Here is a 15,627-nt window from a genome sequence, read left to right as displayed (position 1 = left end):
TAAAAGTCGTTGTGTTGTTAATAATCATTAATATTAAAAATTTAATGTGCTTTGATTTTATGTTAAAATCAGAGAGGTTTTTATTATTGTATTGGCTTTGTTTTAAGCCTGTTTATTTGAGTTTTTATATTTTATGGCATTAGTATCTTTAGCAATTGATTATAAAAAAGCCTCTGTAGAGGTTAGAAGTTTATTTGCTTTAAATCATAATGATAGTAGAGAGCTATATAGTTCTATTCTTGAAATTGAAAATATAGAACATGCTGTTTTTATTTCAACATGTAATCGTACTGAATTGTATTTAGAAATAAGTGAACTACGGGTAGTTGATGAAGCTATTGCTTGGTGGCAGTCAAAAGTTAAAACAACAAAATTTAATTTGAAAGATTATATTAAATTACGTCAAGGTACAGAAGTTATTAAACACCTTATGAAGTTAGCATGTGGTTTAGAATCTATGGTTTTAGGAGAGCCGCAGATTTTAGGTCAAGTCAAATCTTCTTATAGTGAGAGTAAGCAAAATAATGCGCTTGGTAAAGAATTAGATAGAGTTTTCCAGAAAGTTTTTGCAACGGCAAAAAAGGTAAGAAGAGAGACTAAGATAGGTTATTGTCCTGTTTCAGTTGCATTTTCAGCAATATCTTTAGCTAAAAGACAGTTAGATAATATTTCAGAGAAAACAGTGCTTATAATAGGAGCTGGTGAGACTGGTGAGCTGCTGTTTAAACATATAAATTCATTAGAGCCAGAACATATTTATATTGCTAATAGAACTATTGAGCGAGCAGATAATATAACAAAAAACTTTTCAAATGCTACTAGTTTTAATTTAGATAATATAGCTAATTTAGTTAATAAGGCCGATATTATAGTCGCAGCAGTGACTTTTAGTGAATATATAATAAAGTCTGAGGAGGTTGATTCTATTAAAGAAAGAGTCTTTATTGATATATCAATACCTAGAGTTATAGAGCCGGAAATTAAAAATCTTGAGAACTCAGTATATTACTCTATAGATGATATTCAATCTGTTATGGAAGATAGTCGAGATAAGAGATTGGCAGAGGCAAAAAGAGCAACAAAAATAATAGAGAAATCTTTAGAAGAGTATATAGCTAAAGAAAGAGCTATTGTTTCTAATGAGGCTATTAAAGAGCTCTTTGATAAAGCAAGTAATATGGTTGATTCAGAAATAGAGAAAAGCCTGGCTAAACTAAAGAATGGTAAAGATGCTGAAGATGTTCTAAGAAGATTTGCATATGATATCCAAAATAAAGTATTACATTATCCTGTTAAAGGAATGAAGAAAGCTACACGTGATGGTCGAGATGACTGTTTTATGTGTATGAAAAGAATGTTCGGTTTAAATTAGGAAAACTAGAATGAAAGATTCTATAAAAGCAAAATTACAAGGTCTAGTTGAAAGGCACGAAGAAGTTAGTGCTTTATTGGGAGAAGCTAGCGTTATTTCTAATCAAAATAAATTTAGAGAATTATCAAAAGAATACTCTAACTTAGAGCCTATAGTTAAAGCTTTTAATCAATATAAGCAAGCGTTAGGTGATAAAGAAACTGCTTATGAGATGTTAGGTGAAAGCGATCCTGAAATGAGAGAGATGGCTAAGGAAGAGTTAAAGCAGGCTAATGAATCTATAGAAAGATTAGAGTCAGAGCTTCAAATACTTCTTTTACCTAGAGACCCTAACGATGATGCAAACGTGTTTTTAGAAATACGTGCAGGAACTGGTGGAGATGAGGCTTCAATTTTTTCTGGAGATTTGTTTAGAATGTATGGTAAATACGCTGAACAAAGAGGTTGGAAAATGGAGGTTGTTTCAGCTAGTGAAGGTGAGCATGGTGGATATAAGGAGATCATCACAAAAATAAATGGTGAAGGTGTTTATTCGCAACTTAAGTTTGAGTCTGGAGCCCATAGGGTACAACGTGTTCCAGCTACAGAATCGCAAGGAAGAATACATACATCAGCATGTACAGTCGCTGTGATGCCAGAGGTTGATGAGGTTGAGGGTATTGATATAAATCCTGCTGATCTGAAAGTGGATACATTTAGAGCATCTGGAGCCGGGGGACAGCATGTCAACAAAACTGACTCAGCTATTCGTATTACACATATTCCGACAGGTGTAGTAGTTGAGTGTCAAGATCAAAGATCTCAACATAAAAATAGAGCAGCAGCTATGTCTATGTTAAAGTCAAAATTATTACAGGCAGAGATAGATAAGCAACAAAAAGAGCAATCTGATACTAGAAGAAATCTTGTAGGTAGTGGGGATAGATCTGAAAGGATAAGAACTTATAACTATCCTCAAGGTAGAGTTACAGATCATAGAATTAACCTTACACTTTATAAGTTAGATGAAGTTATGGAAGGTTATTTAGATAGTGTTGTCCAGCCACTAGTATTAGAGTATCAAGCAGATTTATTAGCTGCAATGTCAGATGAGTAATAAAAGTATTTTATTTATTCTAAAAGAAAAATTATCTAATTTAAAATCTAATGATATAACTGTTAGAACAGATATTCAGAGCATTATATGTAATGTCTTAAATGTCGATCGAGCATATCTCTATTTATATGGGGATAAAGCTTTAACAGACAACCAAGTAGAAGAAATAGAAGAAAAAGTTGCCAGATATGAGCAAGGTGAGCCATTGGCTTATATTTTAGGCTATAAATATTTTTGGAAACAAAAGATCTTTGTTAATCAACATACCTTAATACCAAGGGCTGATACTGAGACTTTGATTGAAGCAGTATTGAATGATTATCTTAATAAGGACGAAGCTTTAGATATTTTAGATTTGGGTACGGGAAGTGGTGCAATAGCAATAGCTTTAGCAGCAGAATACCCAAATAGTAACGTAGTAGCAGTTGATTTTTCAAAAGAAGCATTAAAACAATCGGAAATAAATGCTAAGCAAAATAGTGTAGATAATATTAAGTTTATTGAAAGTGATTGGTATGAAAATTTAGCAAAATATAAATTTGATATTATAGTTTCAAATCCTCCATATATAGATATAGAAGATTCTGAAATTGATGATGAAGTCAAAAAGTATGAACCGCATTCAGCACTTTTTGCAAATGATGGCGGTTTAGCAGATATAGAATTAATTATATCTAAAGCTCAGGATTTTCTGAAAAATAGTCATGGTAAACTATATATTGAACATGGCTATACTCAGTCTGAAGTCATCTATAAATTATTTGCTAATGCTGGTTTCCTAGATATTAGAGTGATAAAAGATTTAAATGGTAGAGATAGAACTTCTGTAGCTAAAAAGTGAATGTTGTACCGATACCGGCTAAGAGGCATCTCGAATATTATTTGCCTGTGCTTGAAAGGAGTATGGATTTGATGATTTACTTGTTGTGCTCTGAGTGTTTAAGGATTATTTTCATCAGTTTTATTCTTGGGGATATAATCATTATTTGGGAGATAGCTATTATTTGCATAACTAATAAAAGCTACCCCGATAAACAAAAAAGTTAAGAAGACTTTTTTATCATGATAGTTTCCTATATTGAGTAGAATAATAAAGTTAGGGGGCTAAAAACTAAAGTTTCTTTGAAAGGAGATTTTACTTTCTTTAAATATTTGATCATCATTTTGTAATGTATTTTATTCATAATGCGTAGTGGTTTAAGGGCATTATTGGCTTTTATCTTTTTATACTCTTCTAGCCAAGCTTTACATATATTATTAAAGTCATTTTGTGACATATTGGGTAATATTTTTTTATCAAAAATTATTTGGTTATAGTAATGTTTAGGCATGCAAAAAATATGTCTTATAATCTCATTATTTTTGTTTATTTGTTCGATGATTGTTTTGTCTACCTCTTTAAAATTATTAAGGTATAAGGCTTTTAGAGTTTCAATTCCTATGAAATTTACTTTTATATGGTTACTAAAGTCTCTTTCTGTCTGACTACTGTTTTCTATTGAGTGAGTAATATCATTAATAATATTTTTGTAAAGAAGATCTTTATCAAAATGATTTAGTAATAGCTTTAATTGTGGGGATGATACAGTTTTATTATTTTTAATTGAATTCATTTCTTTAATCCACCAATTCATTTTTTCTTTAGCTACTTCTATATTGTCATATAGTTCGGTACATGAAATTATTTGAGATTTTATTTGATCAAGAGCATATAGTATTTGTTTTTTATCATCACTCAGCTTACGGTAGGCAAAATAGGCTACTAAGCCATACGTTGGGAGTTTATCATTTTTATAGTCAAAATAATTATATTTCATAATTTTTAGATTTTCTTAAAAGCGATTATATAGTTTACGTCAACATTTTTTCCAAGATAAAAATCTTTCTTTAATGGATTATAATGTATTCCAATTATTTCGACTGGCTTAAGATCATTGGCTTCAGCTATCTTAGTTAGTTCATAAGGCTTTATGAATTTACTATATTCGTGTGTGCCTTTGGGAACCATTTTTAATATATGTTCGGCAGTAATTATAGATAATAGATAGGATTTTAAATTTCTATTTAAAGTTGATACAAATAGATATCCATCTTTTTTTACTAATTTTGCAGCTTCTATAATAATGCTTTCTGGATTGGGAACATGCTCTAGCATCTCCATGCATGTAACAATATCAAAAGAATCATTTTTATTAATATTTGTAAATTCCTCTATAGTGTTATTGTAATAGTTAATTTTTAAGCCTGTTAACTGAGAGTGTTCTTTAGCCACTTCTATAGCCTTAGAAGAGGCATCGAGCGCTGAGACTTTTGCATCTTTTCTAGCTAGAGCTTCTGCTAGTATTCCACCACCACAACCAATATCTAATATATTTTTATTTGTTAAAGAGCAGAATTTTTCTATAAATTCTAATCTCAGAGGATTTACTTGATGTAGAGTTTTTAGAGGTCCTTCTAGGTTCCACCATTCTTGAGAGAGTTGTGAGAATTTTTCGACTTCTTTAGTATTAATATTCATCAAAATTTTATCTAGAAATTAATTCTTTTATTGTTATAATATCAGAGTTGCGCGAAAAATTAAGTCTATATTAAGTATTCAAAGGGAAATAAATGAAGGTCAATAAGAAGTCAGCTTTTATCTTAGGTTTTTTTGGTTTGTCGTTAGTTGGTTGTTCAACGACATCCGATAATAGAGATCCATATGAAAATTATAATAGAGCAATGTATGATTTTAATGATAAAGCTTATTCTGTATTGAGACCTTTAGCTAAAGGCTATGATGCGGTTGTGCCAGATGCTTTTCAAACAGGGATTTTCAATTTTTTTAATAACCTTAGAGAGCCTGCAAGAATTGTTAATGACTTATTCCAAGGAGAATTTAGCTACGCTGGCGATGATTCAATTAGATTTTTGACTAATACTACAATAGGATTAGCTGGATTTATAGATGTTGCTGATGATTGGTATGGTAAAGAAATGAGATATCATCAAAGCTTCGCTGTAACTTTACATAAGTGGGGATGGTATGATAATGAGGGTGGCAGTAATAATAAGTCTCCTTATATTGTGTGGCCTTTACTTGGTCCAGGAGTCCTTGAAGATGCTGCTACAGGTGTAGATGCTTTATTTAATCCTCTTACTTATTCTTTCTTAATCCCAGGCGTCGGTGTAGCAGCATATGCTATTTCATATGGTACTACAGCTGCATACTATACAAACCAAGGAGTTTCTTATTTACCAGCATACGATAACTTACAAGAAGTTTCTGTTGATCCATATATTGCAATGAGAAATGCTTATATTCAGAATTATGATTATGGTATGTCAAAAGTACTTAAGCAAGAGTTAGAAAAAGATGACTCAACAATAGAGACAGATGCAGCTGTTCTGGGTGTGTTAGGACTTGATGGAGGCTCTTTAGATACATTATCAGCATCTAGTGGTAGTCCTTCAGCAGTTAAGCAAGAGCCGACTTATATGCTTAAGAGTAAGCTTGATAGTGTAAATAAAGCTACGAAAGTAGATGAAGCATTTAGTGAAGCTTATGCTAATGATAGTAGTGTTGTCAGTATAGATGATTTGGAAGGTAAAAAACCTGCTCTAGAGAATCAAGATCAAACTCCAAAAGAGTTGGAGAATGCTGAAAGAATTATTAATGATCCTACTAACTAATAAAGTTTAAATAAAAGATTAGAAGCTCAAATCATTACTAATATATCATATAAAGACAAATGTAAGTACTTTTCAAGTTTTTAAAATGTACCTCTTGTTCATATTTAGGCAAGTGGGATTGGAACAAATTTAAACCTATATACAAGCTCTAATTAACATAGGTGGTTTAATGAAAAATAAATATAATTCAATTATATATGTAATAGGACTCCTAGTTCTAATTTTAGGTTTTTTTATTTTGAAACGACATGGAGAAAATGAATATTTCTCAATCGGAGAAGAAATCGGGAAAAAAGCTAGTCAAGTACAAGGAAATGCAGGGCAAGATTTTACAGAAAAATTGAACTTTGCATTAAAACCTAATGCTCAAAATAATATGGAGATCTTACAAAAATGTGGGATTTGGTTTGATACTTACTCTTTTGAAATAACAGGTTTAACTAATAAATTAAATTTACAAAATAAAGATGATTTAAAAGAGTGTGAAGATCTTAGGCGAGGTATAAAAGCTACCTATAAAAGCCTTAGAGCAACTAAATATAGTGATGGCTATTTATAGGAGAAAAAAGTAAGATATATGGTATTTTGATGATAGTTAGTGATATACAGTTATTTAATGATTTATTAATATTATAAATATCATCTTTGTAAATCTTTAATTGATTTTCTTATATTTCATTATTTCCTAAAACTTTCATAGAAATAGCATGGACTTCACCAGACAATATATGTTGATTTATTTTTGAATAAACTAACTGTTGTCTTTTAACTCTATTTTTAATTTCATTAAATTCATCAGCAATAATAGTTGCATTAAAATGTACATTGTCATCACTTTCTACATTTGCTTTGCAGTTTGTAAAAGCATCTTCAATTATTGATTTAAGTTGTTCTTTTGTCATAAAAGTTCCTTTTAATTTATAAATTCCTTAATAATATCATCAATTCCATGAACCTCTGCTAATGATAAGGCTTTAGAATTTAATTTTTCTAATCTCAGATTTATATTATGGTTTTTTGCGTATTTAATATATTCGATTATTAATGATAAACCCGAACAATCAATATCTTTACTTTTCTCAAAATCAATAGTCCAATCTTTTTTTAATCGAAGTAGGGCTTTTTTATATTTCTTATTAATTAGGGCAACTGTATCTAAGGTCAAATTTGTTTCAATATGCCATACATCATTGATAATATTTATCATACTTCAGCATTTTTATCTTTTAATAGTTCAGGATATGATTTTTCTTTTATTTTCTGAATAGTTTTTTTAACAGCTTCATTCATTTCCGCTACGTTATTGTATGATTTGAATTGAGGCTTATAAGTTTCTAGGATACTAACACCAGCTACATTGATGTCATATATTTTCCATTGATTATCTTTTTTGAATAGTTTTATTGCGAGTTCTGAACTTTGTCCATTATTAGTGTTTGTTATTTTTCCATTAACAATGGCAACTGCTTTAATTTTCCATTCATCGCTAGTAAATGGATATAAAGTTACTTTATATCTACCAGCATATGCCACATTCTTAGCATAAGTGAATGTAAGCATCTCAGTAGTTAAATCAATAAACTCTTTTTTCTCTTCTGGAGTTGCTTTATTCCATTTATCGTTACCTACAACAATTTGTGCAACAACATCAGCAGCTACTATAGGAACAATATTTTGTTTAATAAGTTCGAGTAATTTATATGGGTCTTTTTGGTATTCTGCAGAATTTTCTATTAACTCATCTTGTGTACTAACTACTGTTTTATTAAGTAAATCTACTGGATTTCCGGCATTGGTTTCATCAGCAAACGCATAAAAAAAAGTTAACAATAAAAATATTAAGGTATTTAATTTACGAAGCACAGCTTATCTCCTATAAAGTATAATTTATTAAAAGAAGTTTAATATAGTTTTTTAGTTTTTTTAAGAGCTATTTTTTATCTTCATCCTTTGAAGCTACAAAAGTATTTATTAAAGAACCTAGATCAAGTGCAGATTCTGTGTTCTCTAGAGGTATTATACTACCATTATGTAGGTATTTATCAGTATCTTCATTTGCCTCAATGCCAGCTATAGCCAATATGTCTTCTTTAGGCGGACTCAAAGCTATATAATTATCACCGAGGATTCCTGACATAGCTATAGATGCTGAATAGTTTGAAGGGATTTTTTCTTTATTATTTATTGAAATAGTCACATCAGCAATAAATCCATTATATGATTTAGCTAAGGATATATTTGTTACTTTGCCTACTTCAACTCCAGATATTTTGACTGCAGCATTAGTTCTTAATGAGCCAACATTCTTGAATTCTGCAGTTATAGAGTAAGAATTATTATTGAAACTGGATACTTTAGTTCCACTTACTTTAAATGTTAAGAAAAGTAAGCATATTACTCCAATTATTATGAATAAACCAACAGATATTTCAAAATATTTATTTCTCACTATTTAAACTCCTCCAAACATTATAGATGTAAGAATAAGATCTGCACCAAGTATGCTCATGCAACAATAAACAACAGTTCTAGTAGTTGCTGCAGCTATCCCATTTGAGTTGGGTATACTATAGTAGCCTTGATATAAGGCTATCCATGAAATTATTATAGAAAAAACTATACTTTTAATCATACCATTAGTAATATCGCTGAGGCTAACAGATGCCTGAATGTTGCTCCAAAATTCTCCGTACCCAATTCCTAGTATACTAGAACTTAGAATATATCCTGCTAAAATTGAGACTGAACAGAAAAAAAGCGTAAGTATAGGAACGCTAACTATACATGCCCAAAACCTAGTAGAAAGAATAAAATTTATTGGATTTACATTCATAACTTTTAAGCTATCTATTTGGTCAGTAGCTTTCATTAAACCTATTTCTGATGTTATTGAGCTACACGCTCTTCCTGCAAAAAGCATTGCTGTTACAACAGGACCAAGCTCTCTTAATACACTAAGGGCGACCATTACCCCTAATAATGAATGAGCGCCGAATTTTGAAAGGGTGTAATAGCCTTGTAAGCTTAAAACTAGACCAATAAAAATTCCTGAAGTTACGATTATAATACTTGAATTAATTCCAATCTTTTTTATTTGTAATATGGTGTCTCTTAAATGAACTTTCCCAAAAACTATTTGAAAGAATAGAATGATTGCAGAGTTAACTTTATATAAAGCACTAAAAAAAATACTGTAGATTTTTTGTAAAAGATAGATCATTTATATCTCCAGTAATTTATTTTTTATAGAGCTAAAAGTTTCATTATTTGGTTGTTTACTTTCTTTGTACTCGCCCTTCAAAAATGATTGTATTGCAATATCATTACTATTTTTGATATTTTCTACACTATCACAAGCTAAAATCTTTTTATTAGCAACTATGATTACATTGTCTGAAATATCTAAAGCCTCTTCTATATCATGTGATACGATTATGGATGTTATATTTAAAGACTGGTTTAGAGTTTTTATCAATTTCAATAATGTATTGAATGACGCTGGGTCTTGTCCAGTAAATGGTTCATCATATAACATTATTTTAGGATCCATCGCTATTGATCTTGCTAAAGCAGCTCTTCTAGCCATTCCTCCAGAAAGCTCATTTGGCATCATTTCCGCTGTATCTAATAGACCAACAGCTTCTAATTTCATTAGAACTATATTTTTTATGAGATTTTCATCAAGAGAGGTATTCTTTCTTAAAGGAAAGGCTATATTGTCATAAATATTAAGATGAGTAAATAGTGCGCCAGACTGAAAAAGAAACCCCATTTGTTTTCTTATATTTTTTAACTCTTTTTCTTTAGTTTTATAAGTTAAAGCATGATTTCTATAATTAATGCTACCATTCTTTGGTTTTATTAATCCAGCTATTAGTTGGAGTAAGGTTGTTTTGCCAGCACCAGACGGACCTAGGATACTAGTTATTTTACCTTTTTGAATGATGAATGACACATTATCATATATGCATCTTTCGCCTCTATAAAATGAAACGTCTTTAAATTCAATATTTTCAGACATTTAGAAATTAATTAAAAGGAATATTGACTTCTATTGTAGAGTTTTTATTGTTATCTTCAACTTTGATATCAATATCTCTAATGTTTTCTTCAGATAAGGCAATATATTTTTTTACTACTTCAATAATTTCATCTTTTAATTCAGCTAATAAATGACTACTAATTCTTGATGATTTGGGTCCAAGCTCATTTCTTTGGTGAGCAACAATAATTTGTAGCCTTTCTTTAGCTAAAGAAGCGCTTTTTTGTTTTTTGTTTTTATTTAGATTTATTCCAAAAATTTTTGCTATCATGACTTACCTATTAGCTTTTTGAAGAAACTTGTTTTTTGTTCTGTGTGTCTCATAGGGATATCTTGCCCCAATATTCTATCTACAGCATCAAAATATGCTTTTGCAGCTATGCTTTCTATAGAGTGAGTTATAGGGTGCCCACTGTTAGATGCTTCTAATATGTCTCTAGATTCTGGGATTATACCCACTATAGGAGTGTATAATATTTCACTAACATCTTCAGCTTTAAGCATAGCTCCAGCTTTTGCTCTTGCTGCATCATATCTATTAAGTAGAAGGTGAACTTCTTTGAACTCTCCCTCTTTCTGAGCTTTTAAAGTTTTGCTTGAAAGCATGCCTAATATTCTATCAGAGTCTCTAACTGAAGATACCTCAGGGTTTGTAACTATGATAGCAGCATCAGCACATCTCATAGCCATTAAAGAGCCTTTTTCTATACCAGCTGGTGAGTCACATATAACAATATCGAAGTTTTCCTTTAACTCTGCAATAACTCTATCAACGCCTTCTTCTGTTAAAGCATCTTTATCTCTTGTTTGAGAGGCAGGGATTATAAAAAGATTTTCTATTCTTTTATCTTTTATTATAGCTTGGTTAATAGTTGCTTCTTCTTTTACAACATTCACTAAGTCATAAACTACTCTTCTTTCGCAGCCCATGATTAAGTCTAGGTTTCTTAATCCAACATCGAAGTCTATTACAACAGTTTTTAAATTTCTTTTAGCAAACGCATAAGCAATCGCCGCACTAGAAGTTGTTTTTCCTACGCCACCTTTTCCAGATGTAACAACGAATACTTTACCTTGTTTTTTTTCACTCATTTATTTTAAAGCCTCTTTTATAAATTAAAAACCTTCGATATGGATTTTGTCATCTTTTAAGTAAACAACATAACCTTCTTTATATTGATCTCCAACAGGGATACTTTCATTGTTTAAGGTCACATATTTTCCTGCAATAGATACAAGTTCTGCCTTTAAATCTTTGCATATTATTTTCGCATCTTTATCACCAGAGCTTCCAGCAATAACTCGTCCGCCAATTCTACCATATACAACTATGTTACCATCTGCAATGATTTCTGCACCATTATTTACATTCGCAGTTACAACAACATCGCCATCTCTTGATTCTATGGATTGACCTGTGCGAACAGGAGAAGTTATTATTTTAACACCACCTTTTGGTTTCTCCGGTGCTGCTAAATCATCTTTTGTTTTATTGCTTTTTAGAATATTATAGCCAGCTTTAGCTAGTTTCACCTTAAGATCTTGATTGTTAGTAACAAAACCTACTGGAATCATCCCGCTTGTTTTAAAGAGGCTAATTATTTTCTCAAGAAATTTAATAGTTGTTTCTGGTAAAGTATCTATATCTCTTATATCAATAGCAAAAGGAGTGTTGTGGAAAAAGGACTTCGATTGGCTTATTTTTGAGTTAAGCAAAGATTCTACTTGCTTTAATTCAGTAGTGTTTATATTTATGGCACTAATTGTATAATTGCCACCTTTGAAGTGAAAGGCTTGCCTCATAAAGAAATCCCTTTAAAATAACTATTTTATTTTAGCTTCTTTATAAACAACATGTTGACGAACAACTGGATCAAATTTTTTAATTTCCATTTTGTTCGGCATATTTTTTTTATTTTTTGTTGTAGTATAAAAATGACCTGTTTTAGCTGAAGAAACTAATCTGATTTTTTCTCTCATTTTATAATTCCTAATGTATGGTTTTAAATTAGATTGAGTGTCCTGCTGCTCTTAAGTCAGAAAGTACACTTTCAATACCTTTTTTATCAATTATTCTCATGCCTTTAGAGCTAACTTTAAGCTTCACATACCTGTTCTCATTTTCAACCCAGAAGCGGTGGGTATGAAGATTTGGTAAAAATCTTCTTTTTGTTTTATTTTGAGCGTGAGAAACATTGTTTCCTGTTACAGGTCTTTTACCTGTTACTATACAGAATTTAGACATTATAGTACCCTCCTTTGGGCAAAAAATAGAAGTTTATAAAATATATATCTCAAAAATTCTATTATTTTTATTACGAAATGTAAACTGATTTTACTATTTTTTTTAACCCATGGGGTTACCACCAGCTTGTGAAGAATTATTAATATTTTTGTTATTAAATTGAAATCCAGACTCAGTATCTATTAGTTCTGAAGTTGTTTGTAATTGTGACTGATTTGGTTTACTAGGGTCTAGGCTGTCATATTCAGCACTATCATTAGATGTATTATTTTCTTTAGCATTGGTAATTTCATCTTCCGAACTGCCTTTAACAGAAGCTTGGTTGTTTGTTGAATTAACTGTTGCATTATTGGATGCCTGATTATTTGGAGTATTATTTGAATCTGAGCTAGAGCTAGAGCTAGAGCTAGAGCTAGAGCTGGAGTTAGAACTAGATCCTTGATTCATTGGATTAGAATTAGGAGCTTGATTACTTAAGGTGTTATTCGAATTTAAGCTAGTATTTTGATTATTTTGTTTAGGGTTGGTAGTTGCTGTTTTAGCTTTTGTATTATTAGATGTTTGGCTATTTGGTATGTTGTTTGAATTAGGATTGGTATCTAAGGTTTGATAGTCATATATGTTAGTAGAAGTATTTTGCGAACTAGAAGCATTATAGCTGTTAGCTGTTGAGTTAGCAGCCATAGCAGGACTAGATAAGCTATTATTTGAAAAGCTGCCGCTTGTTATATTGGGGTTGTCAGGTAAATATAAGTCACCTGATTGCCCACAAGCACTTAGTGTAAAAGCACAAAATATAGCGGATATAGAGATTTTGTAAAATTTCATAGTCTTGAAAGTATAATTTTTCTTAAGCTATAATTTAGCACATATTGATCCGCGTAACTAACTTACTTATGAATTTTTATATTTAAATGTTAAAATTTTTTTTAGTACATTTTGTTTGTTTTTATGATTGTGAACTTTTTGGATTTTACGGGAATTGGAGAAAAGACTCTTAAGATATTTAATAAATATGGCTTAAATAAGCCGAATGATTTGTTAACTATTTTTCCAAAAGACTATAAAGATACTACTAATGTTACAGCCATAGAAAGTCTTATCAGTGATCAAAAAGCTCTTATAGAAGGTAGTATTACTAACTTAAATGTTAAAAAGTTCGGTAAAAAACTGTTAAGTTTCGTTGTTAATGATGGTACAGGGTACTGTCAAATTATTCTTTTTAAATTTTATCCTAATCAAGTTAGAATGTTAGAGAATGCAGAGTCTATAAGATGCTATGGAAAAATTTCTTTTTCTAATGGTGTTCAAATGATTCATCCAGAGTGGGCAATAATAAAAGATGGTAAATGTACATTAGAAAAAAAAGTATCTCCAATTTATGGTTTAACTAAAATATCAAATAAATTGATTGTGCAAATAATTTCTGAAATGGTTTCTAAAAATCAAGTTTTTGATTTATTACCAAATAATTTTGTTGAGCAATATTCATTAATGAACTTTTCTGAGGCTTTAAGCTATATACATGTCTTAACAAATACTTTTGATAAGAGCTTATTGCCCAAGGCGAGGTATTCTATTAAGTTTGAGGAGATGTTGGCTTATAAATTGGCAGAAGAAAATATAAGAAAAGATTTTAATGAAACAATATCGCCATTACTAGAAGTTAGTAAAAGCTTGCAAGAAAATTTTTTTTCTAAGTTACCTTATACTTTGACTAAAGCTCAACAAAAGGCGATGGAGGAGATTCTTTCAGATATAAAAGAGCCAAAAACAATGATAAGGCTTCTACAAGGAGATGTTGGTGCTGGTAAGACTATAGTGGCAACTTTGGCATTATATGTTGCTGCTAAGTCAGGATATCAAGCTGCAATAATGGCGCCAACAGAAATATTAGCAGAACAGCACTATGCTTTTTTGAGTAGTTATTTAGCTGCTTTTAATATAGAAGTTATACCTTTATTGGGTAAGTTAACAGCTAAGCAAATAAAAGAAAACCTAAGAAAAATAGCTATGACAGATGCTTGTGTAATTGTGGGGACGCACGCAATCTTTCAAGATAGGGTGATATATAAAAATCTTGGACTAGTTATAGTTGATGAGCAACATAGGTTTGGAGTTGAGCAAAGATTGGCTTTAGTAAAAAAAGCAAAAACAGGAGAAAAGGTTGCGCCACATCAATTAATAATATCAGCAACACCAATACCAAGAACATTGGCGATGACATTATATGGAAATTTACAATTATCAATATTAGATGAACTACCACCCTCAAGGAAAAAAATAGTTACGACTATTTTGAATAGGAGTAAAAAACAGATTCTTATCGATAAGCTAAAAAAAGCTATATCTAAAGGAGAGCAGATATATTGGGTGTGCCCGTTAGTTGAAGAATCAGAAAGTCTTGATTCATTACAGGATGTTAAGAGTTTGTATCAAGAATTATGTTCTTACTTAGAGGTTGAAGCTGTAGGGCTTGTTTATGGCTCTATGAAATCAAAAGAAAAAATTGAAGTTATGGATGATTTTAAGGCCGGTAAATATAGTATTTTAGTAGCGACAACAGTTATAGAGGTTGGGGTTGATGTTCCTAATGCGACTATTATGATTATAGATAATGCTGAGAGACTTGGATTATCACAGCTACATCAGTTAAGAGGTAGGGTTGGTAGAGGCTCAAAAGAAAGTTATTGTGTGCTTTTATATAGTGATAAGATTAGTGAGGTAGGGAAAAGACGCTTATCGTTAATAAGAGAATCTCAAGATGGATTCTATCTAGCTGAACAGGACTTAAAAATCCGTGGTGCTGGCGATATTTTAGGTAAAGAACAGTCTGGTGTGTCAACTTTCAGAACCTTTGATATAAATGAATATTATGAAAACTATGAGACAATTTTAGAAGCTACAGATTCTCTTAAGAAAGAGTATCCAGAGGTTGTTCCTAAAATTATAAATAGATGGTTTGATCGTAGAGTAGATTATGTGGATGTTTAGATAAATTATGATATTGGCAAGTTTAATAGCTATAATAGTAGCTTTATTGGTAACTTTGATATTGGCAAGAATGCTTTATAGATTTAGCTATAAAAAAGGAATGTTACAAAGCCGGAAAGATAGAGTTTTAAATGCGATAATAATAGCTTTTATATTTTTCTGTTTGAGTAGTTTTGTTTATATTGGGGTTATAAATATTATTTGAT

General features: G+C 30.7%; 20 protein-coding genes. 6 read left to right on the top strand and 14 right to left on the bottom strand.

The features are described 5' to 3' along the window. Positions 1 to 133: 133 nt before the first annotated feature. From KX01_RS00650 to prmC, 3 genes are read left to right on the top strand one after another with little or no spacing between them, the layout of a single operon-like run. Positions 134 to 1,372, top strand: coding sequence for a glutamyl-tRNA reductase (locus tag KX01_RS00650; RefSeq protein ID WP_071663160.1), 1,239 nt, complete (start codon positions 134 to 136; stop codon positions 1,370 to 1,372). A 10-nt stretch (positions 1,373 to 1,382) separates the two neighbouring features. After that, complete coding sequence (gene prfA / locus KX01_RS00645) at positions 1,383 to 2,468, top strand: peptide chain release factor 1 (protein WP_071663159.1); 1,086 nt, start codon at positions 1,383 to 1,385, stop codon at positions 2,466 to 2,468. After that, complete coding sequence (gene prmC, locus KX01_RS00640; protein ID WP_071663158.1) at positions 2,461 to 3,309, top strand: peptide chain release factor N(5)-glutamine methyltransferase; 849 nt, start codon at positions 2,461 to 2,463, stop codon at positions 3,307 to 3,309. The genes prfA and prmC overlap by 8 nt, the downstream gene beginning before the upstream one ends. A 232-nt stretch (positions 3,310 to 3,541) precedes the next feature. On the opposite strand, the gene KX01_RS00635 is transcribed toward prmC, so the two are convergent. Together KX01_RS00635 and ubiG are read right to left on the bottom strand one after the other, a co-directional pair. Further along, positions 3,542 to 4,285, bottom strand: a complete 744-nt coding sequence (locus KX01_RS00635) for a hypothetical protein (RefSeq protein WP_071663157.1) — start codon at positions 4,283 to 4,285, stop codon at positions 3,542 to 3,544. Positions 4,286 to 4,290: 5 nt separating this feature from the next. Continuing rightward, a complete protein-coding gene (gene ubiG / locus KX01_RS00630; protein WP_071663156.1) occupies positions 4,291 to 4,989 on the bottom strand; it encodes a bifunctional 2-polyprenyl-6-hydroxyphenol methylase/3-demethylubiquinol 3-O-methyltransferase UbiG in 699 nt (232 codons plus the stop codon). 89 nt (positions 4,990 to 5,078) lie between these two features. On the opposite strand from ubiG, the gene KX01_RS00625 reads away from it, so the two are divergent. Together KX01_RS00625 and KX01_RS00620 are read left to right on the top strand one after the other, a co-directional pair. Further along, positions 5,079 to 6,140 (top strand): MlaA family lipoprotein, encoded by a 1,062-nt coding sequence (locus KX01_RS00625; RefSeq protein WP_071663155.1) that lies wholly within the window; start codon positions 5,079 to 5,081, stop codon positions 6,138 to 6,140. A 169-nt stretch (positions 6,141 to 6,309) separates the two neighbouring features. Continuing rightward, positions 6,310 to 6,699 (top strand): hypothetical protein, encoded by a 390-nt coding sequence (locus KX01_RS00620; RefSeq protein ID WP_071663154.1) that lies wholly within the window; start codon positions 6,310 to 6,312, stop codon positions 6,697 to 6,699. Positions 6,700 to 6,808: 109 nt separating this feature from the next. Here the strand turns inward: KX01_RS00620 and KX01_RS00615 are convergent, their stop codons facing one another. The 12 genes from KX01_RS00615 to lptM all read right to left on the bottom strand — a co-directional run bounded on the left by KX01_RS00615 (position 6,809) and on the right by lptM (position 13,255). Continuing rightward, positions 6,809 to 7,042 (bottom strand): BolA/IbaG family iron-sulfur metabolism protein, encoded by a 234-nt coding sequence (locus tag KX01_RS00615; protein WP_071663153.1) that lies wholly within the window; start codon positions 7,040 to 7,042, stop codon positions 6,809 to 6,811. Between the two features lie 11 nt (positions 7,043 to 7,053). After that, positions 7,054 to 7,347 carry an STAS domain-containing protein gene (locus KX01_RS00610; RefSeq protein ID WP_071663152.1) on the bottom strand — a complete coding sequence of 98 codons (294 nt, stop codon included), beginning with the start codon at positions 7,345 to 7,347 and terminating at the stop codon, positions 7,054 to 7,056. Next, entirely contained in the window at positions 7,344 to 8,003 is a 660-nt protein-coding gene (locus KX01_RS00605) for an MlaC/ttg2D family ABC transporter substrate-binding protein (protein ID WP_071663151.1), read from the bottom strand. Before KX01_RS00605 ends, KX01_RS00610 begins: the two co-directional genes overlap by 4 nt. A 67-nt stretch (positions 8,004 to 8,070) precedes the next feature. Further along, a complete protein-coding gene (gene mlaD / locus KX01_RS00600) occupies positions 8,071 to 8,589 on the bottom strand; it encodes an outer membrane lipid asymmetry maintenance protein MlaD (protein ID WP_071663150.1) in 519 nt (172 codons plus the stop codon). A gap of 3 nt (positions 8,590 to 8,592) precedes the next feature. Further along, complete coding sequence (locus KX01_RS00595) at positions 8,593 to 9,360, bottom strand: MlaE family lipid ABC transporter permease subunit (protein WP_071663149.1); 768 nt, start codon at positions 9,358 to 9,360, stop codon at positions 8,593 to 8,595. Next, the gene (locus tag KX01_RS00590) at positions 9,361 to 10,161 is read right to left on the bottom strand and encodes an ABC transporter ATP-binding protein (RefSeq protein WP_071663148.1); all 801 of its coding nucleotides are present in this window, start codon (positions 10,159 to 10,161) and stop codon (positions 9,361 to 9,363) included. A gap of 7 nt (positions 10,162 to 10,168) precedes the next feature. Beyond that, positions 10,169 to 10,453, bottom strand: a complete 285-nt coding sequence (gene minE / locus KX01_RS00585; protein WP_071663147.1) for a cell division topological specificity factor MinE — start codon at positions 10,451 to 10,453, stop codon at positions 10,169 to 10,171. Next, entirely contained in the window at positions 10,450 to 11,274 is an 825-nt protein-coding gene (minD, locus tag KX01_RS00580) for a septum site-determining protein MinD (protein ID WP_071663146.1), read from the bottom strand. The genes minE and minD overlap by 4 nt, the downstream gene beginning before the upstream one ends. Positions 11,275 to 11,298: 24 nt before the next feature. Then, entirely contained in the window at positions 11,299 to 11,985 is a 687-nt protein-coding gene (minC, locus tag KX01_RS00575) for a septum site-determining protein MinC (protein ID WP_071663145.1), read from the bottom strand. A 21-nt stretch (positions 11,986 to 12,006) separates the two neighbouring features. Beyond that, positions 12,007 to 12,162 (bottom strand): 50S ribosomal protein L33, encoded by a 156-nt coding sequence (gene rpmG, locus KX01_RS00570; protein ID WP_071663144.1) that lies wholly within the window; start codon positions 12,160 to 12,162, stop codon positions 12,007 to 12,009. 28 nt (positions 12,163 to 12,190) lie between these two features. Then, positions 12,191 to 12,427: a 50S ribosomal protein L28 gene (rpmB, locus tag KX01_RS00565; RefSeq protein ID WP_071663143.1), complete on the bottom strand. Its 237-nt coding sequence runs from the start codon at positions 12,425 to 12,427 to the stop codon at positions 12,191 to 12,193. A 102-nt stretch (positions 12,428 to 12,529) separates the two neighbouring features. Beyond that, the gene (gene lptM, locus KX01_RS00560; RefSeq protein WP_071663142.1) at positions 12,530 to 13,255 is read right to left on the bottom strand and encodes an LPS translocon maturation chaperone LptM; all 726 of its coding nucleotides are present in this window, start codon (positions 13,253 to 13,255) and stop codon (positions 12,530 to 12,532) included. 129 nt (positions 13,256 to 13,384) lie between these two features. Here lptM and recG point away from each other — a divergent pair, with 129 nt between their 5' ends. After that, the gene (gene recG / locus KX01_RS00555) at positions 13,385 to 15,421 is read left to right on the top strand and encodes an ATP-dependent DNA helicase RecG (protein WP_071664710.1); all 2,037 of its coding nucleotides are present in this window, start codon (positions 13,385 to 13,387) and stop codon (positions 15,419 to 15,421) included. Positions 15,422 to 15,627: the final 206 nt, after the last annotated feature.

The sequence above is a fragment of the Francisella frigiditurris genome (genome assembly GCF_001880225.1).
GTDB classification, from domain to species: domain Bacteria; phylum Pseudomonadota; class Gammaproteobacteria; order Francisellales; family Francisellaceae; genus Francisella; species Francisella frigiditurris.
This window is presented reverse-complemented; position numbering and strand designations above follow the sequence as displayed.